Raw genomic sequence first — 25,007 nt, 5'->3', positions numbered from 1 at the left:
AGGGGTATCTTGTAAAACTCTTAGTAAGAGTCTGTTAGTCCCAGGCAATCATTAAATATTTTATCTTAGCCCCATCAGGCACTTGTACAGGTTCAATATTAGGGCTCGATACATAGCGTAGGCTTTCGGGCAATTGACTCTTGTCTATGGTGAAATAGACATCACTGTCTTTTACGAAAATGATGATATTGTTTAAAGAGGTCACGATTTTTTGAATCGTATATTTTTCCTTGATATCCTTAAACGTACTGTTCAGGCCTATACCTTTCTCAGTCTCAAATCGTGGATCGTTGATCCGTACATTCTGGATTTTCGGAATACTATCCGAACTTGGGGTCAGGGTCAATAAATGGCTCCCTCCCTTTTCGTAGATTTTGATGCTTCTGGCCCCAAGGCCGGAGGCTAATTGCATGGTGTCCCTGACGATGGAATCCCCATCATAAATAAGATCCAAATCACGGATTAAACTAATTCTTTCAAGTTTGCCCACATTGTGGTTGGTAATGATGAAGCTTGTGTCTTTTTCTTTTTGGCATTGCACGACTACGGCAAGGACACAGATGCCAATTACTACAGATAACTTTTTCATTTTTTTAACTCATAACCTTTTTTAACACTCCTAAGACTCCACGGATAAAAGTGGCACTGGTCAAAACCTTTATGATGGGGTTCTGTCGTGTGCTCCTTTTTGTAGATGTTCTTCTGCTTGTTGGTTTTTCTCGTTCTTTTTCTGCCTCTTTTTCGGCTTTCTCTATTTTTTCATTCAGTATTTCATAGGCGCTTTCCCGATCGATTTCTTTGTTGTATTTAACAACCAAGTCCGAACTTTTAATGACCGAATTCAACTCGCTATCAGTAAGTATATCCATTCTGCTCATTGGGGCTCGAAGCAATGTGGCGGCCAATGGGGTGGGACGTCCTTTTTCATCCAGGGCCGAAATCAATGCTTCCCCGATTCCGAGTGATGTTAAGACTTCCTTCGTGTCATAGTAATCGGATATGGGATAGTTCTCTGCAGTCAGTTTTATGGCCTTTCGGTCTCTGGCCGTAAAAGCACGTAAGGCGTGTTGTACCTTGAGTCCCAATTGTGCCAATACCTCATTAGGGACATCTGTTGGGTTTTGGGTCACAAAGTAAAGCCCGATCCCTTTGGAGCGAATTAGTTTTACAATACTTTCAATCTGATCCAATAGGGCTTTTGAGGCTTCCTTGAAAATCAAATGGGCCTCATCAATAAACAATATAAGTTCGGGTCTATCACTATCGCCCTGTTCAGGAAAGGTGGCATATATCTCAGCCAAGAGGCTCAACATAAAGGTTGAGAATAATTTGGGCCGATCCTGTATATCCGTTAAGCGTAGGATGTTTATGTATCCCCTTCCATTTTCATCGATGCGTGTGAGATCATCGACCTCAAAGGATTTCTCCCCAAAGAACAAATCGGCACCTTGTTGTTCCAATTCAATGATCTTACGTAAAATCGTGCCTGTTGAACTTGTTGAAATCCGCCCATATTCCTTGGCGAATTCTTTTTTACCCGTTCCTGTGGCATATTGAAGCACTTTTTTAAAATCCTTCAAATCCAACAGCGGCAATTTTTTGTCATCGCAATATTTGAATACTACGGCAACAATACCTTCCTGGGTCTCTGTTAGATCCAATATCCTCGATAGGAGTGTTGGACCAAATTCAGAAACCGTGGCGCGTAATTTCACCCCATCCTGTTCTGAAAGCGACAGTATTTCCACGGGAAAGCTCTTGGGCTCAAAGGGAATGCCTATTTTGGCATGTCGTTCATCAATCTTAGGATGTCCTGGACTGGGTTGTGCGAGTCCACTAAGGTCACCCTTTAAATCCATAAGTAAAACGGGGATTCCCTTATCCGATAAATTCTCTGCGAGTACCTGGAGCGTTTTTGTCTTTCCTGTTCCTGTTGCCCCTGCAATCAAACCATGACGGTTCAAGGTTTTCAGCGGAATTTTCACTAGGGCGTTGGTGACAGCTTCACCATTGAGCATTGCAGCACCCATGGTAATTGAATCGCCTTTGGTCGTATATCCTTTTTCGATATGTGCAAAGAAATCGTCTTTGGTGCTCATAAGGTCAAATTTTTGATAAAAATAGGGCATTTTTAGGCAACAATAAAACGATTGGTAAGTAGTATCTTTGCCCAATGATGAAAGATGAGGTTTTAGAATTGGTCAACAAGGGTTTGATGCTTCCATTAATGGAGGAATTTTATACCATACAAGGAGAAGGTTTCCATAAAGGAACGGCTGCTTATTTTATTCGTGTAGGGGGTTGTGATGTGGGTTGTCATTGGTGTGATGTGAAAGAAAGTTGGAATGCCGAAACGCATCCACCGACGGATATAACCAGTATTGTTGAAAAAGCGGTAACCTATTCCGATACGATCGTTGTAACGGGAGGGGAACCCCTGACATGGGATATGGGGCCTTTGACCAAAGCACTGAAAGCGAAAAATGTGAAGACCCATATCGAGACTTCCGGAGCCCATCCGCTTAGTGGAACTTGGGATTGGATCTGTCTGTCCCCAAAAAAGAATAAATTACCTACTGGGGTCATTTATGAAAAGGCGCATGAGTTGAAGGTCATCGTTTTTAATAAGCACGATTTTATTTTTGCCGAGGAACAGGCAGCGAAGGTCAATAAGGATTGCATATTATATCTACAACCGGAATGGAGTGTACGCGACAAGGTGATGCCTATGATCGTCGATTTTGTCATGAAAAATCCGAAATGGAAGGTATCCTTGCAGACCCATAAGTATTTGAATATTCCGTAAACAGTAAACAGTAAACAGTAAACAGTAAACAGTAAACAGTAAACAGTAAGCAGTAAACAGTAAGCAGTAAACAGTAAGCAGTACGCAGTACGCAGTGTATAATTATCAATGAACAATTGGCAATGTGCAATTAGCAATGAACAATGAACAATGAGCGCTCTGCGCTAAGCGAATAGCGGTCAGCGATAAGCAGTGTACAATTATCAATGAGCAATTAACAATAAGCGCTCTGCGCTAAGCGGTCAGCGAAAAGCGATAGGCGAAATGCGATTAGCGCTAAGCGAGCAAAGTCTTGGTTGCTATCTACCACCATTGGCCTGAAGGTCCAAAAGACATTCTGTTCCCAAATCGGGGATGGATACCAAACCTTTAGAGGTTCTTTTTTCCAACATTTTTTTCATACTGGGGCCAAACTGTAGTTCTGCCCGCATAAGACATCCTTCTTCCGTACAGTGGTTATCACCTATTTCGTTGTCGTCGTCATCCGTAGTGGTTCCTTCATGATCATTTACCGGTTCCGTACCTAGGTTAACGAGTCCCATCAGATGTCCGAATTCATGGTTTAAGGTTGCTGTTTCCACATCATCGATGTCCACGGCAAAGCTTTTGTTGGCCAAGTTCCTGATGGTTTCTTCGTAAATGACCATAGAGGTGTTCCAATACACGGCACCTAAAGTGACCAGGTCTTCTTCTTCATCATCATCTTCAGAGGGGGCATCGGTAAAATAGATGTAAATACCAAGGGTCTTGCCATCGTTATAGACCGTTCTGTTTTCCTTTTCCAAGTCATCTATTTCTTCCAATGATAATGTTTCTTCATCAGGAGAGGGTAGTTCGGTATATATCAATTCAATATCCTCTTTATGTGAATGCTCCTTTAGGAAAGCAACAAAATCGGTCATTGCATTGGTTGTGGGTCTGTAGTCTTGATCGTCTGTTTTTACATAGGCGATTTGTATCCGAAGTTTATCAAAGGTGTTGTTCGAGAGGATGTCATTGGCAGAGGACCCCGAGGTTTTATAGTTGGCCGAATTATCGATTTTGTTCTGATCGGTAGAATCATTGGCGTCTTTTGAGCAACTGCCCGCTAAAACCAAAAATAGAATCAGTACTATCCAAAAACGATTGCTCATAACGTATTATTTAAATGATAACGAATAAATTCATGTGTTTGGTATTACTTAAAGGTTAAGCGGGCCAAATAGTCGTAATGCTCCCCTTCCTTAATCAATTTACAATGCAATTGACATTCCGATGCCACCTGCTGCAAGGTCGCGTAATCCAAATATAACCATGGAAACGAGTTGCTTGAGGCCCCTTTATAGGTCATGGTGAAATCAACTTCCCCATAATAGCTATTTTCATCGACGGGCATCTCCCCATCATCATTGGTTTCGTCCCAATCCTCCTCGGTTTCATCCTCCTCGAACATATAGATGATATCCGAGGAATCCAACAATATTTGTGCATTTTTCCCCATCAACGTTTTAAAATGTTCCAAATAGGTTTTTAGTAGTTCGAGTCTGCCTACAATCCCGATACCGTTCATAAGTAGGAGTAGGGTGTTGTATTTTTGGCCTTTATAGTCTAATACGGGGCTTAGGACAGTGTTTCTGATTCCTCTTAGTTTACAGGTTTCAATGGCATCAACGGAATGGTCCAAAGCCGTAACTTCCAACCCTTTTTCCTGAAGGTAGAGACTATGGCTTCCTGCCCCACAACCAATATCCAAGACTGTTCCACAACACAAGTCCAGGGCCTTTTGTTCTATTTTGGGCATTTCCGTATAGCCTCTAAAAAGATAGGGGATGGGAATGGTATCTTCTTCATCCAGGGAAGAATGGGTGGTAATATCCTCACTATAATCCCCATTGAGATAATCCAATAAGGCCTTGCCGAAAACATCGGTTTCCATATAATTCGTACTTTGCAAGCAAAAGTGGGACTTTTACTCCATTATAAAAAACCGAATATGCAGCAATTTAAAATATTACTTTTCTGTTTCCTAATGGTCCCAATCGGCTTCACGGCACAAGAGACCGACTATTCAAAGGATGTTAAGGATTATCTGGAGCATAACGGCACCATGAAACAATATGAATACGCCTACGGACAGTTGATGCAAATGATGGAAAGTCGTTACCCCAAGAGCGAAGGTAATTTAAAGAGCTGGACGTTTTTGGAGGAGCATGAGGTCAAGGCTATGGAGGATATAAAAAATATGTTGGTGCCTATTTACAAAGAACATTTTTCCCACGAGGATATCAAGCAAATGGCCGCTTTCTATGAAACAGAGACAGGAGTCTTACTTACAACAGATCGTTCAAAGATGACCACGGTGCACAAAGAGGAATTGAATTCTTTTTACAATACCATCGTGGGTCAGAAAATCATCAATAAACGGGAGGCGCTTACCAAGCAAATTTCGATGGCATCCGAAAATTGGAGTCGCGAACTTTACGGAATTTCCATGGGACTATTTAACAATGGATGAGATTTTAAGGAAGTTGCCCAAGAAGGCCGCTGAAAAACATAAGGAGAATAAGAAATTCTTTACCAAGTTAAAAAGGAAGCCCCCTAAGAATTTGGATTATGTGATGCAGGAATTGCATGAAGCCGAATTTGAAAGAACGGATTGTTTGACCTGTGCCAATTGTTGCAAGACCACGGGTCCCCTTTTTACCAATATGGATATTGAGCGGATTTCAAAATTTTTTAGAATGAAACCACAGAAGTTCATCGCCCAATTCTTACGGGTCGATGAGGACAATGATTATGTACTGCAAGAAGTTCCCTGTACTTTTTTGGGTGAAGATAATCGCTGTTCCATTTATGATGTTCGACCGAAGGCATGTAGGGAGTTTCCGCATACCGACCGAAAAAAATTCCAGCAGATCGGTAACCTTACCTTAAAGAATGTAGCCATTTGTCCGGCTGCCTTTAATATTGTGGAGGAAATGAAAAAAAGGCTGCCCTAAACCTATTCAATAACCGAATTTGTCACCTCGATCGGAGTATCACTATGCATCGAGATACTGGGGTATACGGGATACCAAGAGCCCCCTATGTTATTGGTGATGGTAGAATGGTCAATTTTGATATTTCCTGAATGGTCATTGCTGACAAAAAATAGGGATGAACCATAGGCATTTACTTCGTTTTGTGTTATCGAAGAGCCTAGAAGGGTTAATGTCATGGTATTCCCATCGTTATAAATAGCTCCGCCACTGCCACCTCCGGGAGATCCGGATTCTGCGGGATTACCACCATTCCCTATGGCCTTATTGTGGGAGAACAAGCTGTTGATGATGGTCCATGAGACACCGATACTACTAATGGCCCCGCCATTTGAGCCCGAATTGCCATAACCGTCCTGTCCGCCAAAGGTGCTATTTACAATGTATACCGGTAAATTGTTGTACTGACTAAAAACACGGATGGCCCCACCGCCGACATCCGGACCAGTGCTTGCGCAAATATTATTGAAAAATCGACAATTCACCGCCTTAAACCGACCCCCGCGTACCCAAATGGCACCACCGCCATCATATTCGGTTTCACGGATGGAGTTACCGTCCGCAAAGGTGATGTTCTGGACGGTAAGCCGTGGGTACTCCTGGTTCTGACAATGGTCCGTTGTCCAGACTTGATCAGGGTCACAGGTATTCATATACAGTATTCTTGTAGTTCCGTTTCCGCTTAAGGTAACCCGTCCGCCGCCATCTATAATTACTTCTTCATTGGCATTGTTGACGACTTTGGCTGGTTTATCCATGATAATAGTGATAGGGTCCGGACCACAATCAAAAGTGATCTTGCCACCTTTGGCCACAGCATCAACGACGGCATCACAGGTGCAGCTTTCGGGGGTGCCATCACCAACTATTGTATCAGGATTGGTTACGTCTTCTGTCCCTGCTTCAGCAGGTATGGGGGAGTCGCCATCGGGATTTCCGGCCGCAGGTCCGTTTTCAGGATTTGCCAATGGATTTTGAACTTCTATGCTCGGTTCTGAATCGCTGTCTTTGGAACAATTAACAATAGTAAGCATCATCGTACAGAAAACCATTATATTGAAAAACCTACTGATTTGGGGAATACGTACTTTCATTTTTTCACAACGTTAGTCCATATAGTAACGTGTGGGTTTTTAGATAATTGTCTTAATACAAGCAGGTTTACTGATATAAGAGATGTTTTTTTCTAATGGCTTTGAATTCCTTTAGGTCTTCTTGCCAGGTGGCCTTTATTTCTTCCTCAGACAGCCCAGCTTCTATCTGCTGTTGTAATTTGGCCGTACCGGCATGTTTGGTAAATCCACTGGTATTGAAAAATTTGGACTTGTCGGTCGTGTTGGTATAGGCATCGATGATCCATCGTAAGGAAACTTCTTTCATGCTAGGGATTTCGGAAAGATCCGCCCCATAGCATACCTTGTTATTCTCTTTGGGACTTTTGGATCCAAAATTGGGTTTGGGGCGATATTTAAAATGGTATTGGGTGCTGTCTAAAAACGAAGCCCCATACCGTTGAAATTGAAATTCGGTGCCCCTACCGGCATTGATGTTTGTGCCTTCTAACAAACCAAGACTGGGATAAAGGTTGATGGAAGTATTGTTAGGAAGGTTTGGGGAAGGACGAATGGGTAGGTTGTATTCAGAATCGTGGGTGTAGTTCTTTAAGGGAACAACGGTCAAATCTGCCTTAACCTTATCTGTAAGCCAGCCTTCTTCGTTGATCATGATGGCATATTCCCCTATGGTCATTCCATAGACCAATGGAATGGTGGTCATGCCTAAAAAACCGGTATGTTCTTTTTCCATGGTTGGGCCGTCAACATAATGGGCATTCGGATTGGGTCGGTCTAGAACCACAATGGGAATATCGTTTTCCGCACAAGCTTCCATAACCAGTTGAAGGGTGGCGATAAAGGTGTAAAAACGAACCCCGACATCTTGAATATCGAAAACGACAATATCTAAATCCTCTAATAACGCTTTGGAAGGTTTGCGGTTTTTTCCATAGAGCGAAATCAAAGGTAATCCCGTTTTCGTGTCCAATCCGTCCTTTACCTTTTCCCCGGCATCGGCCTGTCCGCGAAATCCGTGTTCGGGAGCAAATACTTTCTTGATATCGATGTCCAAGGCCAATAAGGAATCCACAAGGTGCGTATGTCCATTTTCATTGAAGATGACACTGGTGAGGTTCGCGACCACGCCCACTTTCTTTCCTTTTAACATACCGATATAATCCTGGGTACTGTTGGCACCAACAATAATCGGCTTGTTTTGGGGTGTTTCAATAGGATTGTTTTGCGATATCGTATTGTTTTTAGGTTGTTTTTCAGTGTTTCCGCAGGATGACACAATTAAAAACCACAAGAAAACTGTACTTTTGAAACTGGATAAAAATGCCATAATTTGAATTTAGAATATTTTATAGCCAAACGACTCATTAAGGGAAAGGAGCATAAAATTAGCATATCTGCACCAATAATAAAAATAGCGATCGCTGCTATTGCCATTAGTGTTTTTATGATGCTGATCGCTATTGCCACTGGGGTCGGACTTAAACACAAAATACGTGAAAAAGTCGCTGCCTTCAACGGGCATATCCAGATATATAATTATGATAATAATACGTCGGATGTATCCGTGGTTCCCGTTTCCAAGGAACAGGATTTTTACCCCAAGTTTACTACGGTAGACGGTATTGTACACATTCAGGCCGTTGCGACCAAAGGGGGCATAATCCGTACCGAGGATACTTTTGAGGGCTTTATCGCCAAAGGGGTGGGGGCGGATTATAACTGGGAGGTTCTTAGGGAATACTTGGTCGAAGGTACATTGCCCGATTATTCAGGGGACTTGAATACAGAGGTTTTATTATCACGATTAATGGCCAATAGGCTAAAATTGAAGGTTGGTGATTCCTTTTCGGCTTTTTTTCCCAAAGAGGAAGATCCGTTAAAGCCGAATCAAAGACGTTTTCAGGTAGTGGGTATTTACGATAGTGGATTTGAGGAGATCGATGGTATGTATGTGTTTGTCGATATTCGCCATATTCAACGAATGAACAAATGGGATGAAAACCAAGTAGGGAACTTCGAGGTGTTTTTGAACGGTTTTGATGATTTGGAGGAGAAGAATCGAGAGATTTATGGGCAGATATTATCCACCTTGGATACACAGACGATAACCGATAAGTACTACAAGATTTTCGAATGGATCGGGTTGTTCGACTTCAACATTGCCTTGATCATTGGAATCATGATTATCGTTGGGGGCATAAATATGATCACGGCCCTTTTGGTTTTGATTTTGGAACGCACCCAAATGATCGGGATTTTAAAGGCTTTGGGTACTGTGAATTGGAGCATACGTAAGATCTTCCTTTACAATGCGGCCTATTTGATTGCCATTGGACTTTTTTGGGGTAATGTGTTGGGATTGGGTTTTATATGGATACAAGGAAAATACCGCTTGTTGAAGTTTCCGAACCCCCAAGAATATTATATGGAATACATACCCGTGCATATTGATGTCGTTACAATAGGGCTTCTTAATTTAGGGGTATTGTTGCTGTGTCTGTTAATGCTGTTGGTGCCTTCCTATATCATAACAAGGATCAGTCCTGTCAAGGCCATAAAATTCGAATAGACCGGAAATGATTTGATAGGGTCCTGTGATGACGTATCGGCCAAAGTAATCAATACATACAATCCATATTGATTTTATTGCGGTCTATGGGATGGCATATTCGATTTTCATGGTAAGGGGGCGTTGGGTCTATGGATTGGTTTTGGTAACTTGGGGTGAAATTATTCTAAAATGAAACGGATTAAAAAACATACATTTTATTATGGGTCCTTATTGATTCTGTTTTCCGTTCTTACTTTCTTAGGTTGTAGTTCGGACGATGGTTCCCCAATGCAGGGAACTGAAGGGGAAGAACCTGGCGAAACTATTGTTTCCCCAGAAGATAAACTTCCTTTGATTACAATACGCACCAATGGGGCGGCAATCTTGGATGAGCCGAAGATAGATGCCGAAATGACCATCACAACGGCCGATGTTGATTCCTATACAGGTAAAATCGGGATTGAGATCAGGGGGGCTTCCTCCCAAATGTTTCCCAAGAAATCCTATGGAATGGAAACCAGGGATGCAGATAATGAGGATTACGATGTTTCCTTATTTGGGTTTCCTGAGGAAGAAGATTGGATTTTTTATGGTCCGTATAGTGATAAAACCCTTGTCCGAAATAAATTGATATATGACCTTTCCCGGGAAATCGATGTTTATGCCAGTCGTACGGTATTTGCTGAACTCAACATTAATGATGATTACCAAGGCGTTTATGTTTTTATGGAAAAGCTGAAAAGGGATGGCAATCGAATTGATATCAATAAATTGAAAGATGATGAGAATTCAGGAGAGGATCTTACGGGAGGGTATATATTGAAGATTGATAAAACGGCAGGGAGTAATTTGGGGGGTGGACTCAATGATCAAAATTCGTTTACGTCATCCCATGCCCCGATGAATTCCAGTATGGGGCAAACTATTGATTTCCTGTATGAATATCCCGACGCGGAGGATATTACCCCCGAGCAGAAAGTTTATATTTCCGATTATGTCAACCAGTTTGAAAACGCTTTGGCCTCCGAGGATTTTGCGGATCCCGAATTGGGTTATGCCGCCTATATGGATGTCGATAGCTTTATAGATTTCTTTTTATTGAACGAAATCTCCAATAATGTAGATGGTTATCGTTTGAGTACCTATATGTACAAGGATAAAAACGAAAAATTGAAAATGGGTCCTATTTGGGATTTTAACCTGGCCTTTGGTAATGCCGATTATTGTAGTGGTGGGGCGACCAATGTATGGGCATATAAGTTTAATGAACGCTGTTCCGAGGATTATTGGCAAGTGCCTTTTTGGTGGGATAGACTTTTGCAGGACCCCGTATTTGTGACCGCCTTAAAAGCGCGATGGAACACCTTACGCGGAAGTACATTTTCAACAGGAGGTATCCATGATAAAATTGATGGGTACGTCAAAACCTTAAAGGATGCTGGTGCTATAGCATCCAATTTTGAAAAATGGGATGTGTTGGGAACTTACGTGTGGCCAAACAATTATATCGGTAATAATTATGATGGGGAAATCAGCTATTTGAAAAATTGGATAGATGATCGCCTAATTTGGTTGGATGGTGCCATTGACGGATTATAATAAGTGGAAATCAATACATGGAAAGTGAATCGGTCTGTGGAAAGGAATGTGGAACCCAATAGAATCGATGTGTTGGTCAAATAAAGAACCAGACCAAATCGAATACGAATTAATCAAGTGAAGATGGTGGACTTAAAATTAGGGAATCAAACAGTAAAAATCGAGAAAGGTGAACTGGTAAGTTATAATGTTGATGGCTATGAGTACATCCATCAAAAAGGGAGCCCCGGTTGGAGAAATGCGGACACCGAAATGTTTCCGATCATAGGTCCTACGGCCGATGCCGGATTCTTGGTCAAGACACCCAAGGGAAATGCCGTTCAGGACCAACACGGGTTGCTTCGGGAACTCGAGTATGTGGTTGCCGATAAATCCGGGGATTCCGTAATCCTAGTAAAGGAATATAAGGCCGATGCCAAGGTGGGGAACGCTAAATATCCCGAAAAATCCACAGCAGCTGAATTGTTCTGGCCCTATGATTTTACATTTACAAAATCCTTTCAGTTAAAAAAAGATGGATTGTATATCACCTTTGCCATAGAAGGGGAAAACGGTATGCCCTTTATGTTGGGGTACCATCCAGCCTTTAAATTGCATGGTGAAAATGTAGCTATCGAAGCGGAGGGAAGGTCGATTACCATACCTGAAATCATCGAGGTTGGCAGTCGGGCGATGGAAATTCCAAATTGTAGTTCAATCGTCCTTAAGGATCAAAGGACCTTGACCATTACGACCGAGGGTTATGGCAATTTCATGTTATGGACCGAAGTTGACAATATGGTTTGTATAGAGCCCATAACTTTTTACCCCTATGCCGTGGAAGAGAAAAACCTGCATCAGGGATTTCTTGAATTGAACAAGGATACCCATAACTTTAAGGTGCATTTGCATCCGGACAACTAATATGGAATCCTTGAAAACGAATATTGGGTTATTGACCCTATTGATGGTGGTTACCGTAAACGCTCAGGAAATGAAACCCAAAGAAGTGCCTTATGCTTCCATACCCGAAGCTCCCACAACCTATTCGGCGGGTGGCGTCGTATCCAGAATGATCGATGGCCTCGGCTTTCGGTATTATTGGGCGACGGAAGGACTAACGGAAGGGAATATGGATTACAGGCCCAGTGAAAAAGGCAGGAACATCGCGGAAACCATGGAGCATGTTTACGGATTGTCGGTACTGATCCTGAATTCGGCCCAAAAGGTGCCCAATGATCGAACAGTGGAAAAAGAAAAGCCTTCAAGGCATGAATTAAGGGTACAGACCTTGATCAATCTGAAAACGGCAAGTAATTTGTTCAAGACTTCGGAAGACTTGTCAGCACATAAGATCGTTTATAAGAATAAAAAAGGGCTGACCGAGTTTCCATTTTGGTATCAAATTAACGGCCCGATCGAGGATGCGGTATGGCATGCGGGCCAAATTGTAATGATGCGTCGTTCCGATGGTAATCCATTCAATGCAAAGGTGAACATGTTCACGGGACAAGTAAGGGAATAAGAGCTATGGTACGATTGGTGAGGACGAACTCGGAAAATACGGATTTTAAGAACCTCGTAAAGCTTCTCGATGCCGATCTGGCCGTTCGTGATGGGGAAGACCATGATTTTTACCAACAATTCAATAAAATCGATGCCCTAAGACACGTTGTGGTGTTGTATGAGGATGAAAAGCCCTGTGGTTGTGGGGCCATCAAGGAAATGACCCCGATCGTTATGGAGGTTAAGCGGATGTTTATCTTGCCTGCGTATCGCGGTAAAGGTCTTGCCACCAGGATATTGACGGAACTTGAAAGGTGGGCGGCCGGGATGTCTTATGGAAAATGCGTCTTGGAAACCGGAAAAAAGCAGCCGGAAGCGATCCAATTATACCAAAGAAACGACTATATGGTCATTCCCAACTACGGGCCATATATCGATATTGAAAATAGTGTGTGTTTCGAAAAAGTTTTGAACAAGCTATGATTGAATGATATTTATCATGTTTTTTTTCATTTTCACTAATTAAATTTGTTTCCTTTTTGGCGATTTTTATGGATGCCATAGACGGGTTTTGATTCCCGTTCAATCTAACAATCAATGAATTTATGAAAAAAGCACATTCTTTCCATATTCCTGTAATGGGCATAGGATTTACGGTAGATACTCCTTTGAAAGTAGCCCAATATGGTATCGATTCGGTTATTTCCATTGTCGATGATGTACTTCTTGAGAAATTGAGGAAAATGTACTGCGAACTACATGAAATACCCTATAAGGAAATTACGGATAAAATAGAGGATTTTAGGGCCAAACGCATAACCTCTTACCTCAATCTGATCAATAACCTGACAGAGCAGAAATTCGAGGAATTAAAAAATACGACCATTAACAAAGGCAATGAGTTGAAACAATACATCAGTATGTTGCCCGATGGGAATTCTTTAAAAAAAGAGTTTAAGAACCTTACCGAAAAAATGCATATCAGTGAGGCCGGGAATTGGATCAAGGACCATTTGTCCCTAGGTAGCATCGATGTGAATATCATGACCAAAGTGGATAAGGCAAATTATTGGAATGGCGAAAAATTGCCTTCCGAGTATAATGATGCCCATGCCGCACTAAGGGGGTTTGCGGAAAGTGACCTACAGTCCTCGGTAATCCTTTCCGCGGGTATGAACCCTAGGTTATATGGGTACATGGAGCGTTTTGAGGATTTCTACCCCAATGAAAATGGGGAAATGAAAAAGAAGATCATCTTAAAGGTAAGTGATTTCCGCTCAGCCATGATCCAAGGGAAGTTCTTGGCTAAAAAAGGGCTTTGGGTATCTGAATACCGTATCGAGTCAGGATTGAATTGTGGGGGTCACGCCTTTGCCAGTGATGGCTATTTGCTAGGCCCCATATTGCAGGAATTCAAGGAAAAAAGGGATGAACTTATTTCATCGACCCATGAAGTCCTTGTTCAGGCCTTGAAAAATAAGGATCGCATAGTTCCCCAGACAGCCTTACCGCTTAAGGTTACGGCCCAAGGGGGTGTAGGTACGGCAGAGGAGCATCAATTCCTTCTCGATACCTATGAGCTGGATTCCGTAGGTTGGGGTACTCCCTTTCTTTTGGTACCCGAGGTCACAACGGTCGATAAGGTTACCTTGGAAAAATTGGTGCAAGCCAAGGAAGAAGATTTGTATTTGAGTAATATATCACCTTTAGGGGTTCCTTTCAATAGCCTTAGGGGAAATACCAAGGATTTGGAAAAAGATGCATTGATAGCCAAGGGAAGACCGGGAAGTTCGTGCCCACGCCAATATTTATCCCTAAACCACGAGTTTACCGAAAAGGATATCTGTGTAGCTTCAAGACAGTACCAACGTCTGAAATTGAAGGAATTGGATGCGCAGGACTTGCCCAAAGAATCATATCAACAACAATTTGATAAAATCGTTGAAAAATCCTGTATCTGCGTAGGTTTGAGTGCATCGGCCCTAATGGTCAATCAAATAGACCATAAGGTTGAGGGTGAAGGGGTTTCGGTCTGTCCCGGTCCCAATATGGCTTATTTTTCAAAACTGATGAGCCTCAAGGAGATGACAGATCATATTTATGGAAGGACCAATGTGATTGCCGATGGTATACGTCCGAATATGTTCGTTAAGGAACTATCGATCTATATCGATTACCTGAAAGGAAAAATTGATGAGGTCAAAGCGATTGCCAATAAAAAACAGGAGAATTATTTTACCACTTTCGTCAAGAACCTTAATCAGGGTATAGCGTACTACGAATCAATGTTCGATTCCTCAACGGAAGCCTTTAAGGATTCAAAGGACAAGATTTTTGCTGAATTGGATAATTGTCAAGAGCGATTACAGCTGTTATCACTTGAAATACGAAAATTGGTGGAAATGAAGGAAATGGCCTAGCGGGTTCATGTACTGTATTTCGGGTTGCACTTGTTTGATTGTTGACTAATTCGCGGTTTCCATAGGGCGATTTCGTGATGTACGGCCTAAAGGAATCGGTTTTCCATTGGGTCATATAGCGGTCTTACCATAGGGATATTTAGGCGATATTCCCAGATGTGGTTTTTACTGATGGAATAATTTTTCAGTAATACTGGGCGATTTGTTTAATTTTGGACAATGCAAAAGTTTTTACCATTTGTAGATTGGATTTTTAACTACAAAAAAAGCTATCTGTTAAAGGACTTGATTGCCGGACTTACAGTGGGTGTCATTCTCGTACCACAGGGCATGGCCTATGCCATGGTAGCCGGACTCCCACCTGTATACGGTCTGTATGCATCGGTATTTCCAGTTTTGGTGTATATGTTTTTGGGAACTTCCCGGCAATTGGCCATAGGTCCCGTCGCTATGGATTCCCTCTTGGTGGCTGCCGGTTTGGGTACTTTGGCCATAACGGGCATCGAAAACTATATCGCCATGGCCATCTTTCTGGCCTTTATGGTCGGGTCGATCCAATTGTTACTGGGGTTTTTGAGAATGGGCTTTTTGGTCAATTTTTTGTCCAAGCCCGTAATCAGTGGTTTCACCTCTGGGGCCGCATGCATTATAATCCTTAGTCAATTAAGGCATCTGCTGGGTGTCGATATCGAAAAAAGCAGTAAAATGCATGAGTTGGTCGTATACGCCTTGGAAAAGGTAGGGGATACCAATCCCTATGATTTCGCTATTGGGATCCTTGGGATTTTTATAATTGTGTTACTGAAAAAATGGAATAGAAAAATACCGTCGATATTGGTTGTGGTCGTATTGGGTGTCTTGGCCGTTTATGTATTGGATCTTGAACAATACGGTGTTCGGGTTGTTGGGGATATTCCACAAGGACTGCCTAATTTCCAGTTCCCCGATTTTGATTTAAAAAAGGGCATGGATCTATGGCCTATAGCCTTGACCTTGGCCTTGATCGGATATCTTGAGACGATATCAATAGGGAAATCCATGGAAGAAAAAATCAAGGAAGACAACATAGATGCCAATCGGGAACTTGTTGCTTTGGGTACATCGAATATAGTCGGTTCGTTTTTTCAGGCCTATCCCATTACGGCTAGTTTTTCCCGCTCCGCCATCAGTAGTGATGCTGGAGGTAAAACCAAGGGTTTTGCTTTGTTCAGTGTTATTATGGTCGTAGTGACCCTTTTGTTTTTAACGCCTTTGTTCTATTATTTGCCCAATGCGGTACTGGCAAGTATCATCATGGTTTCGGTATTTGGCCTGATAGATTTTGAGTATCCCAAAACACTACTTAAATATCGGAAGGATGAATATATTATTTTGATGCTTACTTTTTTGATTACCCTCTTTGTGGGTATCAAGGAGGGGGTGCTTATAGGGGTGCTCATTTCTTTGCTGTTGATGGTATACCGTACTTCAAAACCCCATTTTGCCGTTTTGGGAAAGGTTCGGGGGTCGGAGTATTACAAAAATATCAATCGGTTCGGGGAAGATATCGAACAAAGGGACGACCTGCTTATCGTTCGTTTCGATTCGCAATTGTATTTCGGGAACAAGAATTTTTTCAAGCAACATTTGTTGGCGGAAGTCAATGCCAAAGGGGAGACACTAAAAGGGATTATCTTAAATGCGGAACCCATAAATTACATCGATTCCACCGCAGCGAATATGTTGATCTCAGTAATTGAGGAATTGCACAATCGGGATATACGGTTCTATATTGCAGGTGCCATTGGTCCTACTCGGGATATCATTTTCAATAGTGGCATTGCCGAGGTATTGGGTAAGGATTTCCTTTTTGTAAGGACTAAAGAGGCGGTGGCCTGTTTTGATAATCCAGAAAGTATTCAGGATACCGATCGAAAAATTGCGCATCAAAGGAAAACCCGATAGTAACCTATGTTACAAAATAGGGAAGGATAAAACCTTATTTTTGAGCGTATTTTGAAAGAAAAAATGAAAATAGAACAGATATATACGGGTTGTTTGGCCCAAGGGGCATATTATATTGAGAGTAATGGGGAAGCTGCGATTATTGATCCATTACGGGAAGTAGAACCCTATATGCAGCGGGCAAAGGCCGATAATGCGAAAATCAAGTACATTTTCGAGACCCATTTCCATGCCGATTTTGTCAGTGGCCATGTAACCTTGGCCAAGAATACCGGGGCATCTATTGTTTACGGACCCTTGGCAAACCCTTCCTTTGATGCTATTATAGCCGAGGATAACCAGGAATTTAAAATTGGGGACCTTACGATTAAGGTGCTTCACACCCCCGGGCATACGATGGAAAGTACTACGTATCTTTTAAGGGATAAAGACGGAAAGGATCATGCCATCTTTTCTGGGGATACCCTGTTCTTAGGTGATGTTGGTCGCCCAGATCTTGCACAGAAGGCCGCTGATATGACCCAAGAGGATTTGGCAGGTATTTTGTTCGACAGTCTTAGGACCAAAATAATGACATTGGCAGATGATATTATCGTTTACCCGGCCCACGGCGCAGGTTCGGCCTGTGGTAAGAATATGATGAAGGAAACCGTGGATACCTTGGGGAACCAGAAAAAAATGAATTACGCCCTGCGTGCCGATATGACCAAGGCGGAGTTTGTGGAGGAAGTGACAGCAGGACTGATGCCCCCACCAAAATACTTTCCTTTGAATGTAAAGATGAATAAGGAAGGCTATGAGGATATTGGGGATGTGCTCGAACGTGGCAATAGCGCTTTGACCCCGGATGCCTTTGAACTAGCCGCCAACGGAACCGGTGCACTGGTCTTGGATGTTAGACATCAGGATGAATTTGTAAAGGGACATATTCCGCGTTCCATTTTCATTGGTTTGAATGGTGATTTTGCACCTTGGGTAGGCGCTTTGATCGCCGATGTGAAACAGCCTATACTATTGGTCGCCCCTTTGGGTAAGGAAAAGGAGGCCGTTATTCGTTTATCACGGGTAGGTTTTGATGGTACCCTTGGATATTTGAAAGGGGGATTCGAAGCTTGGAAGGATGAAGGCAAGGATTATGATACGATAACCGCAGTTACGGCACACGAGGTAAGTGAAATGATCAACGCGAATGAAGTACCCGTATTTGATGTTCGCAAAGAGAGTGAATACGGATCGGAACATGTGGTAAATGCCATTAATGCCCCACTCGAATTATTGAACCAACATTTGGCGGAATTCCCAAAAGACCGTACCTTTTTACTGCATTGTGCAGGGGGTTATCGCTCTGTCATTGCGGGATCGATACTGAAAAGTAGGGGTATCCATAATATTATTGATATAGCTGAAGGTTTTTCGGCCATTAAGGAATCAGGTATCAAAGTCACGGATTATGTGTGTCCAACCACGTTATAAATGAATATACCCAAGGGAATAAGGATTGCAATGGCATGTATGTTATGTGTCGCTATAATTTCTGTGGTCGTATTGACCATAGAATATGTAGTGACTTTAAACTGAATAATATGAAAAAAAATATGGGAGGTATCGACAAATTGGTTCGGGTAATTTTGGCCCTAATAGCAGGACTTTTGGTTTATTTTGGTGTGGTAGATGGTACTGTATCCTATATATTATTGGCGCTTGCCTCGGTTTTTGTGCTGACAAGTTTGGTGGGCTTTTGTCCATTGTACGGTATTTTCGGAGTGGATACCTGCCGTAGAAAAAAGTAAACTTCTACTTTTTTGGAATCGTCCAATTTGTAATTAGCTGATTTTTATCATATTTTGTGCTGCTATGGACTGTTATATTTACAATATCTTGATTTAAAACAGAATAGTATGGCATTGATACTACCCTTGGTAAACTGGAGTAACGGAATTATTATGATCGGCGTTTTTGGCGCTGTGGTAATAGGTTTGGTCGTTACGCTCTTGATATTCATGAATAGTGGAAAAAAGGACAAAAACTAAGATTTTGTCTGTATTTGTGAATCCTGGATAGATTTTTCTCTTAAGTTTTTTGACGGTTGTATAGTACATCCTACAACCTTATTTTCTTTGGTTTTAGGTAATTTATATTACGCTAATATATTTTTATTGGCTATATTGATTGCTGTAATACACTTGTGATGATGAAAAATTTTATTGAGCGCATCGGTGTTATGAACTTCATAATGTTGCTCGTCGTTCTATCAATAATCATAGTTTCGGAGATAATCTTTCTTACAGGGGATAAGTTGGATGCTATTTTCATTGCTTTTTGGGCTCCAACTATTTTGGGCTTTATGAACTATCTTAAATATAAGAAGTAATGGAGTTCATCCTCATTTACTCTATTATCGTTACTGTCTTTTTTGTGATATGGATGATCTTTGTCATCCGTATGTACAACAAATTGGACGATTAGATACTGTATCTATCCTAGGTGGAAATCATGACTAATTGTTGTGTTTACGCATAAGACCTTGTCATTTCGACAGAGCGAGGTACGAGCACGGGAAATCCCATACTCCTATGCTAGTGCGATTCCTCTTCGTGCCTCATTCGGAATGACAGGCTGACCTTAAAAAGAATGTCAGCCTTTTAAATCATAGCCCTATTCGGGTCAAAAAGCTAGTCAAATGGTTTCCCGGCCTATTTTATGCTTTCTTTTTCTAACTCACACCCAACTTTTGGGGTTAATCCCTAGGTAGCCGGCAATACCTGTAGTTTTTGTGGATTTCGTATAAGGTATGATTTAACGATACGCTCACTTTCCAAGGTGCTTTTTTGGGGTATTAGGAAAGCTTCCAAGTCTTCGGTAGTGTTGATTTGGATGTCCTTGTCCACAAATCCATACCCCGAATAGATGCCGTTTTTGATCATCACGAAGGCATGTTCACCAAAATTCCGTCCTTTTTCAATTAGCATCAGACTTTCCTCCTTATGGCGTGCATGGGCCACGGCCTCTTTCACTTTACTATTGTAATCCTCTACGCTTTCGTCACCGCTACAAATACCATCGCATTTCTTTATACGATAGTGCGAGCAGGTAGCCACGTTTTCCTGTAAATGACAGAATTTCGCGCATAGGGAAAAGGTCTTGCATAGCTCTTCCAAATACAAGCGGCAATCCGTGGTATTGTAAAAAATGGTAATGGGGTCTGGCGTCAGTTTAATCTTATTGAAAGCCATATGAAGAATGCCATTGCGGTCCTCATAGGTGAAGATGCCATACCGTTGTATGTTTCTCTTTTGCGAACGGTTGTATTGCGGGTAGTGGTGTTTTATGGCCGCCGACTCCATCAAAAGGGCAACAAGGTCACTGCCTGCGAGTTCATGGTCAATATCCGCCGTTTCCGCACACATTTGTATTTCTTTGGTGGCCTTGTCGTAGAAATGGCTCAAAACCCTTTTTTTAATGTTTATGGCCTTACCGATATAAATGATCTTGCCTTTGGCGTTTTTAAAATAATAGATCCCCGGAGTGGTGGGCAATTCATCATAAATGCTTTTAGGTAATGAAGGGGGAAGGGTGGTCTCTTGGGACCGGGCATTCAGAAAGGTTTTAAAAACGCTCTCTGCCCCATCGGTACGCAACAATTTATGGAATAAGAGGGTAGTGGCATGGGCATCACCCCTGGCCCTATGCCTGTCGGTCAAGGGAATGTTCAAGGCGGAACATAGTTTGCCGAGGCTGTAGGAGTTGTATCCGGGAATGAGCTTTCGCGATAAGCGCACCGTGCATAGTTTTTTTCGTACAAAGTCGATCCCAAGGGAGCTGAATTCATTCTTTATCACATTGTAGTCAAACCCCACACTATGGGCCACGAAAATGGTTTCGTCCGTTATTTCGAGAATCTTATCGGCGATCTTGTCCAATGTAGGCGCATTACGGACCATATCATTGTCAATGCCCGTTAACCCGGTAATGAAATACGGAATTTCACATTCGGGATTGACCAAGGAGGTAAATTCATCCACTACCTTATGGCCATCATACTTAAAAATGGAGATTTCAGTGATTTTGTTTCCTTTGATACCGTTTCCTGTGGTCTCTATATCGACTATCGTGTACAAATAATGTGCTAATTAGAATTGGAACATTAAAGTTATGGCAAAGTTTTCAATTGGGAAGTGTTCCCCTGTGTTTTTAGGATTTCCTTATAGCCAAAAGGCAAAGGGAATTGGATTATGGACTTTTATAAGTGTAAAATTCACATTAATTTATTACATTGAAATCATAATAGTGCCTTCCCTAGGTATGTGAAAATTTGGTTTTAGCATTTGTTGAATAACGTAGGGGCGGATTACACAAGATATTTCAGGGAATATGGTACGGTTTAGAATATTGGTTTTATCGCTCTTTGTCTGTGCCCAGTCCTGCAATGAAATAGAATCACCGGAATCTATAGGACCTCTACCTTCGGAACGGCAATTGGCTTGGCACGGGTTGGAATATTATGCCTTTGTCCATTTCAACATGAATACCTTTACCAATATGGAGTGGGGTACAGGGGGTGAATCCCCTAAGCAGTTCGATCCATCGGAATTGGATACCCGGCAATGGGCCAAGGTCGTAAAGGAGGCCGGTATGAAGGGTATTATCCTTACCGCCAAACATCATGATGGGTTTTGTCTTTGGCCTACCAAGACCACGGAGCACTCCGTCAAGAATTCGCCTTGGAAGGATGGCAAGGGCGATGTACTCAAGGATCTTTCGGAAGCCTGTAAGGAATACGGACTAAAATTCGGGGTATACCTTTCCCCTTGGGATAGGAACCATAGCACTTACGGCAAGCTGGAATATATAGATGTTTTTCACGAACAACTTCGGGAACTATTGACCAATTACGGAGAGGTCTTTGAGGTTTGGTTCGATGGTGCCAATGGGGGATTAGGATATTATGGCGGTGCCAATGAGGTGCGTAAGGTCGATAATAAAACGTATTATGCCTGGGATAAGACTGTGGCCATTGTACGTGAATTGCAACCGAATGCCATGATTTTCAGTGATGGAGGCCCGGATGTACGTTGGGTAGGCAACGAGCAGGGTTGGGCCGAAGAAACCAATTGGAGTATTATGCGTAGGGATGGAATGTATCCCGGTTGGCCCCGCTATATGGAATTGCGTTCTGGCCATGAGGATGGCACACATTGGTTGCCCGCAGAGGCTGATGTTTCCATGCGTCCGGGGTGGTACTATCATCCTGCCGAGGATCATCAGGTAAAGACCTTGCCCCAATTGTTGGATATCTATTACAATTCCGTGGGAAGAAACACCTCCTTATTATTGAACCTACCGGTAGACAAGCGCGGATTGATACATGAAAGCGAAGTTGAGGTCTTAATTGATTTTCGCCGGCGGTTGGATCTGGAATTTGGCACCGAACTTGCCCAAGGAATCAAATTGACGGCCACCGATGAACGGGGTGATAAAAGCGAATATAAGGCCGCCAATGTAAACGATGGGAATCCGGAGACCTATTGGGCGACCAATGATGGGGTCTCCAGGGCTTCGATCATTTTGGAATTCAATGTCCCAACGAAGGTAAACCGTATCCTATTACAGGAATATATTCCCTTGGGCCAACGCATCAAGAATTTTATCGTATCGGCAGAAATCGATGGCAAATGGCACGAAATCGATGGTCAGACGACCATAGGATACAAGCGTATCCTTAGGTTCAAAACCGTTGAGGCGGATAAGATCAAGGTACAGATCATGGATGCAAAAGGACCGATAGCCCTTTCGAACATAGCCTTGTATAGGGCTCCCAATTTATTGACGCCCCCGGTTATCAAAAGATCACGGGAAGGGATGGTAAGTCTTACGGTCCCTGATGAGGAGGTTGAAATCTATTATACCCTGGATGGGAGGGAACCTACGATCTCCTCCAACAAATACAAAAAGCCATTTCGGGTAAGCAAACCCACTACCGTCAAGTACTTCGCCTATGATTCCAAAACCAAGGCCAGGACCGAAGTGTCCAGGAAGGAGTACGATATCGCAAAATCGAATTGGAATATCGTATATACGACCACAGGGAATATGTTCGAGGCGTACAAAGCCTTTGATGACGATCCCATTACATACTGGGCGACGGACGATGGGGTTTCTACCATTCAGGAGGTCATCATTGACCTCGGTAAGACCTACAATCTAAAAGGGTTCACTTATTGGCCCATACAACAACGTTATCCTTTTGGCATCATTACCAATTTTGAGTTTTATGTGAGTCCCGATAACAGAAGTTGGAAAAGGGTTGTTCGCGGTGAATTCCCGAATATAGTCAACCATCGTACGGAACAAAAAGTAATGTTCAAGCCTACCCAGGGTAGATATATCAAACTAAGGGGTATTAAAGTGGCCGGGCATGATTATCAGACGTCTTTTGCCGAGGTTGGGGTGGTCACGGTGAAATAAGGTGGACCCTAATTCTTTTTGGTATAAAAAAAAGTACTTCCTAAAACAGGTTCTTTCAACTAATAGCGTAAAGGGAAGTGATGACCCTCATATAAAAATAAAAACAGGGTAATTACGGATTTCCGTAATGAAATGTGCTGGTAATGTCTTAGGTTTGAGGAAGAGGAATAGGCCTATTTACGTTTATCCCATTTTAATGCCTTTCGTCGATTAAAACGAGTTAATCTAGTTATATGGAATACATTCGATGCGTATTTTTTCAACCGATTTTGTTGACGTCGCGGATGCTGTGGATAATTGGCTAAAAAGTATAAAAAAGTACCCTTATGTTCCACATCGAAGCGTTGTTTTCGAACACTTTTTTCATTGTTTCCGCGGTTGCTTTTGTAGCCTGGGTGTTAAGCATCCGTATGTATCCCGTAATCATTTATGTTTCCCAGACCAAAGGGCTGGTCGATGTGCCGGAAGGGCGGCGGTCGCACACCCATGAAGTGCCCAATTTGGGTGGTGTGGGTTTGTTCCTGGCATTTTCGTTGACCATGATCCTATTTGCAATTAGCGTTGGGCTGGGAAGGCCCGAATTGGTCAAGCTCCTTTCGGTTTTGGGGGCTACAATCATCCTGTTGTTCCTAGGGATCAAGGATGACCTGGTGTTACTTTCCCCAAGGAAAAAATTCATAGGCCAGTTTATAGCGGCTGGGATCGTCATTTTTGCCACGGATCTTCGGATTCAAGATTTTGAGGGACTTTTGGGGATCGGGGAACTGCCTTATTGGGTTTCGGTCGGTTTTACCTTTTTTGTCTTTTTATTGATGGTCAATGCCTATAACCTTATCGATGGTATCGATGGTTTGGCGGGTGTCACCGGTATCGTGGCAAGTCTGTTTTTCGGGGTGTTCTTTGCCTTGAACGAAGCACTCTTTTTGGCCATGGTTTCCTTTGCCTTGACCGGGGCCATCATCGGGTTTTTAGGGTTTAATTTTTCCAAGACGCAAAAATTGTTCATGGGCGATTCGGGATCCTTGTTTATCGGTTTTCTGCTGACCTATCTGGGGATCGGGTTTTTGGGCATGAACGAGAGTGCGGGCACGTCTTTTGTATTCGCTAAATCCCCGGTTTTACTTATGGCCGTCATGTCGTTTCCGTTGTTCGATACCTTACGTGTTTTTATCCTAAGGATTCGCAAAGGGCGCAGTCCTTTTGTTGCCGACCGTAACCATATCCATCACCGCCTATTGGATGTCGGACTTTCCCATGTTCAGGCGACGATATATATCGCGGTGAGTAATGTGTTGCTTATCGAGTTAGTGCTGCTTATGGGTGATCTGTACATTAATGTGCAACTCTTTATCAGTGTTTTGGTCGGGTCATTGGTTTACCTCTTACCGTTTTCAAGGTTTTTTGAAAAGCACATCGTGGGTAAAATAGTGGAAACCCAACAAGGCAAAATAATAGGGGAGGGGCAAGAGACTAGAACTAGTGGTATGGAAACACTAAAACCTGTTTTTATGGGCCCTAAGGAAACTGGGATGGTTGCTAAGGAAATAGCGACAAAGAAAATACGGTTGGGGGAAGAAGGCATCGTCGAAATCAAAAAATCCGAAAAGCCCAAAATTCCGATAAAGAGGGTGGCGAATTAAAGGCATT

The 25,007-nt window shown here is 42.5% G+C and carries 23 protein-coding genes; 16 read left to right on the top strand and 7 right to left on the bottom strand.

The genetic code is table 11. From position 1 onward, the window contains the following. Positions 1-34 precede the first annotated feature (34 nt). On the bottom strand, positions 35-589 hold the full coding sequence (locus HPE56_RS09975; protein WP_188243632.1) for a hypothetical protein: 555 nt from the start codon (positions 587-589) through the stop codon (positions 35-37). A gap of 4 nt (positions 590-593) precedes the next feature. Beyond that, positions 594-2,099, bottom strand: coding sequence for a helicase HerA-like domain-containing protein (locus HPE56_RS09970; protein ID WP_188243631.1), 1,506 nt, complete (start codon positions 2,097-2,099; stop codon positions 594-596). A gap of 74 nt (positions 2,100-2,173) precedes the next feature. On the opposite strand from HPE56_RS09970, the gene HPE56_RS09965 reads away from it, so the two are divergent. Next, positions 2,174-2,806 carry a 7-carboxy-7-deazaguanine synthase QueE gene (locus tag HPE56_RS09965; protein ID WP_188243630.1) on the top strand — a complete coding sequence of 211 codons (633 nt, stop codon included), beginning with the start codon at positions 2,174-2,176 and terminating at the stop codon, positions 2,804-2,806. A gap of 299 nt (positions 2,807-3,105) precedes the next feature. Here the strand turns inward: HPE56_RS09965 and HPE56_RS09960 are convergent, their stop codons facing one another. After that, positions 3,106-3,939: a hypothetical protein gene (locus HPE56_RS09960; RefSeq protein ID WP_188243629.1), complete on the bottom strand. Its 834-nt coding sequence runs from the start codon at positions 3,937-3,939 to the stop codon at positions 3,106-3,108. A 44-nt stretch (positions 3,940-3,983) separates the two neighbouring features. Beyond that, positions 3,984-4,721, bottom strand: coding sequence for a class I SAM-dependent methyltransferase (locus HPE56_RS09955; RefSeq protein ID WP_188243628.1), 738 nt, complete (start codon positions 4,719-4,721; stop codon positions 3,984-3,986). Positions 4,722-4,778: 57 nt separating this feature from the next. Here HPE56_RS09955 and HPE56_RS09950 point away from each other — a divergent pair, with 57 nt between their 5' ends. Both HPE56_RS09950 and HPE56_RS09945 read left to right on the top strand, forming a co-directional pair. After that, positions 4,779-5,300: a DUF2059 domain-containing protein gene (locus HPE56_RS09950; RefSeq protein WP_188243627.1), complete on the top strand. Its 522-nt coding sequence runs from the start codon at positions 4,779-4,781 to the stop codon at positions 5,298-5,300. After that, complete coding sequence (locus tag HPE56_RS09945; RefSeq protein ID WP_188243626.1) at positions 5,293-5,784, top strand: YkgJ family cysteine cluster protein; 492 nt, start codon at positions 5,293-5,295, stop codon at positions 5,782-5,784. Before HPE56_RS09950 ends, HPE56_RS09945 begins: the two co-directional genes overlap by 8 nt. 2 nt (positions 5,785-5,786) lie before the next feature. Here HPE56_RS09945 and HPE56_RS09940 read toward each other — a convergent pair whose 3' ends face one another. Next, positions 5,787-6,917, bottom strand: coding sequence for a hypothetical protein (locus tag HPE56_RS09940; RefSeq protein WP_223170267.1), 1,131 nt, complete (start codon positions 6,915-6,917; stop codon positions 5,787-5,789). A gap of 67 nt (positions 6,918-6,984) precedes the next feature. Next, on the bottom strand, positions 6,985-8,223 hold the full coding sequence (locus HPE56_RS09935) for an exo-beta-N-acetylmuramidase NamZ family protein (RefSeq protein WP_188243625.1): 1,239 nt from the start codon (positions 8,221-8,223) through the stop codon (positions 6,985-6,987). Between the two features lie 3 nt (positions 8,224-8,226). Between HPE56_RS09935 and HPE56_RS09930 the strand changes: the two genes are divergently transcribed. From HPE56_RS09930 to HPE56_RS09885, 11 genes are all read left to right on the top strand, one after another. After that, positions 8,227-9,465 (top strand): ABC transporter permease, encoded by a 1,239-nt coding sequence (locus tag HPE56_RS09930; protein ID WP_188243624.1) that lies wholly within the window; start codon positions 8,227-8,229, stop codon positions 9,463-9,465. 171 nt (positions 9,466-9,636) lie between these two features. Next, positions 9,637-11,046 carry a CotH kinase family protein gene (locus HPE56_RS09925; RefSeq protein WP_188243623.1) on the top strand — a complete coding sequence of 470 codons (1,410 nt, stop codon included), beginning with the start codon at positions 9,637-9,639 and terminating at the stop codon, positions 11,044-11,046. A gap of 123 nt (positions 11,047-11,169) precedes the next feature. After that, positions 11,170-11,949 (top strand): aldose 1-epimerase, encoded by a 780-nt coding sequence (locus HPE56_RS09920; protein WP_188243622.1) that lies wholly within the window; start codon positions 11,170-11,172, stop codon positions 11,947-11,949. Between the two features lie 10 nt (positions 11,950-11,959). Next, complete coding sequence (locus HPE56_RS09915; RefSeq protein ID WP_394355045.1) at positions 11,960-12,550, top strand: DinB family protein; 591 nt, start codon at positions 11,960-11,962, stop codon at positions 12,548-12,550. A 5-nt stretch (positions 12,551-12,555) separates the two neighbouring features. Beyond that, complete coding sequence (locus tag HPE56_RS09910) at positions 12,556-13,014, top strand: GNAT family N-acetyltransferase (RefSeq protein WP_188243620.1); 459 nt, start codon at positions 12,556-12,558, stop codon at positions 13,012-13,014. A 122-nt stretch (positions 13,015-13,136) separates the two neighbouring features. Then, positions 13,137-14,951, top strand: a complete 1,815-nt coding sequence (locus tag HPE56_RS09905; protein WP_223170266.1) for a hypothetical protein — start codon at positions 13,137-13,139, stop codon at positions 14,949-14,951. A 219-nt stretch (positions 14,952-15,170) separates the two neighbouring features. Then, on the top strand, positions 15,171-16,895 hold the full coding sequence (locus HPE56_RS09900; RefSeq protein ID WP_188243619.1) for a SulP family inorganic anion transporter: 1,725 nt from the start codon (positions 15,171-15,173) through the stop codon (positions 16,893-16,895). A gap of 63 nt (positions 16,896-16,958) precedes the next feature. Beyond that, positions 16,959-18,368 (top strand): MBL fold metallo-hydrolase, encoded by a 1,410-nt coding sequence (locus HPE56_RS09895; RefSeq protein ID WP_188243618.1) that lies wholly within the window; start codon positions 16,959-16,961, stop codon positions 18,366-18,368. Positions 18,369-18,478: 110 nt separating this feature from the next. Next, positions 18,479-18,685 (top strand): YgaP family membrane protein, encoded by a 207-nt coding sequence (locus tag HPE56_RS09890; RefSeq protein WP_188243617.1) that lies wholly within the window; start codon positions 18,479-18,481, stop codon positions 18,683-18,685. 108 nt (positions 18,686-18,793) lie between these two features. Then, positions 18,794-18,925 (top strand): hypothetical protein, encoded by a 132-nt coding sequence (locus tag HPE56_RS20460; RefSeq protein WP_262890270.1) that lies wholly within the window; start codon positions 18,794-18,796, stop codon positions 18,923-18,925. 158 nt (positions 18,926-19,083) lie between these two features. Then, complete coding sequence (locus HPE56_RS09885) at positions 19,084-19,266, top strand: hypothetical protein (protein WP_188243616.1); 183 nt, start codon at positions 19,084-19,086, stop codon at positions 19,264-19,266. A gap of 373 nt (positions 19,267-19,639) precedes the next feature. On the opposite strand, the gene HPE56_RS09880 is transcribed toward HPE56_RS09885, so the two are convergent. Beyond that, the gene (locus HPE56_RS09880) at positions 19,640-21,013 is read right to left on the bottom strand and encodes an exonuclease domain-containing protein (RefSeq protein WP_188243615.1); all 1,374 of its coding nucleotides are present in this window, start codon (positions 21,011-21,013) and stop codon (positions 19,640-19,642) included. 253 nt (positions 21,014-21,266) lie between these two features. Between HPE56_RS09880 and HPE56_RS09875 the strand changes: the two genes are divergently transcribed. Together HPE56_RS09875 and HPE56_RS09870 are read left to right on the top strand one after the other, a co-directional pair. Next, positions 21,267-23,360: an alpha-L-fucosidase gene (locus HPE56_RS09875; RefSeq protein WP_188243614.1), complete on the top strand. Its 2,094-nt coding sequence runs from the start codon at positions 21,267-21,269 to the stop codon at positions 23,358-23,360. Positions 23,361-23,686: 326 nt separating this feature from the next. Beyond that, complete coding sequence (locus HPE56_RS09870; protein ID WP_188243613.1) at positions 23,687-25,000, top strand: MraY family glycosyltransferase; 1,314 nt, start codon at positions 23,687-23,689, stop codon at positions 24,998-25,000. Positions 25,001-25,007: the final 7 nt, after the last annotated feature.

The organism is Maribacter aquimaris, assembly GCF_014596745.1.
In the GTDB taxonomy this organism is placed as follows: domain Bacteria; phylum Bacteroidota; class Bacteroidia; order Flavobacteriales; family Flavobacteriaceae; genus Maribacter_A; species Maribacter_A aquimaris.
Note: the sequence above shows the minus strand (reverse complement) of the source record. Positions and strands in the feature narration are given on the sequence as shown.

Excerpts from the sequence above, each read along its gene's own strand:
- HPE56_RS09975 (WP_188243632.1), bottom strand. The coding sequence starts at position 589 with ATGAAAAAGTTATCTGTAGTAATTGGCATCTGTGTCCTTGCCGTAGTC.
- HPE56_RS09970 (WP_188243631.1), bottom strand. The coding sequence starts at position 2,099 with ATGAGCACCAAAGACGATTTCTTTGCACATATCGAAAAAGGATATACG.
- HPE56_RS09965 (WP_188243630.1), top strand. The coding sequence starts at position 2,174 with ATGATGAAAGATGAGGTTTTAGAATTGGTCAACAAGGGTTTGATGCTT.
- HPE56_RS09960 (WP_188243629.1), bottom strand. The coding sequence starts at position 3,939 with ATGAGCAATCGTTTTTGGATAGTACTGATTCTATTTTTGGTTTTAGCG.
- HPE56_RS09955 (WP_188243628.1), bottom strand. The coding sequence starts at position 4,721 with ATGGAAACCGATGTTTTCGGCAAGGCCTTATTGGATTATCTCAATGGG.
- HPE56_RS09950 (WP_188243627.1), top strand. The coding sequence starts at position 4,779 with ATGCAGCAATTTAAAATATTACTTTTCTGTTTCCTAATGGTCCCAATC.
- HPE56_RS09945 (WP_188243626.1), top strand. The coding sequence starts at position 5,293 with ATGGATGAGATTTTAAGGAAGTTGCCCAAGAAGGCCGCTGAAAAACAT.
- HPE56_RS09940 (WP_223170267.1), bottom strand. The coding sequence starts at position 6,917 with ATGAAAGTACGTATTCCCCAAATCAGTAGGTTTTTCAATATAATGGTT.
- HPE56_RS09935 (WP_188243625.1), bottom strand. The coding sequence starts at position 8,223 with ATGGCATTTTTATCCAGTTTCAAAAGTACAGTTTTCTTGTGGTTTTTA.
- HPE56_RS09925 (WP_188243623.1), top strand. The coding sequence starts at position 9,637 with ATGAAACGGATTAAAAAACATACATTTTATTATGGGTCCTTATTGATT.
- HPE56_RS09920 (WP_188243622.1), top strand. The coding sequence starts at position 11,170 with ATGGTGGACTTAAAATTAGGGAATCAAACAGTAAAAATCGAGAAAGGT.
- HPE56_RS09910 (WP_188243620.1), top strand. The coding sequence starts at position 12,556 with ATGGTACGATTGGTGAGGACGAACTCGGAAAATACGGATTTTAAGAAC.
- HPE56_RS09905 (WP_223170266.1), top strand. The coding sequence starts at position 13,137 with ATGAAAAAAGCACATTCTTTCCATATTCCTGTAATGGGCATAGGATTT.
- HPE56_RS09900 (WP_188243619.1), top strand. The coding sequence starts at position 15,171 with ATGCAAAAGTTTTTACCATTTGTAGATTGGATTTTTAACTACAAAAAA.
- HPE56_RS09895 (WP_188243618.1), top strand. The coding sequence starts at position 16,959 with ATGAAAATAGAACAGATATATACGGGTTGTTTGGCCCAAGGGGCATAT.
- HPE56_RS09890 (WP_188243617.1), top strand. The coding sequence starts at position 18,479 with ATGAAAAAAAATATGGGAGGTATCGACAAATTGGTTCGGGTAATTTTG.
- HPE56_RS20460 (WP_262890270.1), top strand. The coding sequence starts at position 18,794 with ATGGCATTGATACTACCCTTGGTAAACTGGAGTAACGGAATTATTATG.
- HPE56_RS09885 (WP_188243616.1), top strand. The coding sequence starts at position 19,084 with ATGATGAAAAATTTTATTGAGCGCATCGGTGTTATGAACTTCATAATG.
- HPE56_RS09875 (WP_188243614.1), top strand. The coding sequence starts at position 21,267 with ATGGTACGGTTTAGAATATTGGTTTTATCGCTCTTTGTCTGTGCCCAG.
- HPE56_RS09870 (WP_188243613.1), top strand. The coding sequence starts at position 23,687 with ATGTTCCACATCGAAGCGTTGTTTTCGAACACTTTTTTCATTGTTTCC.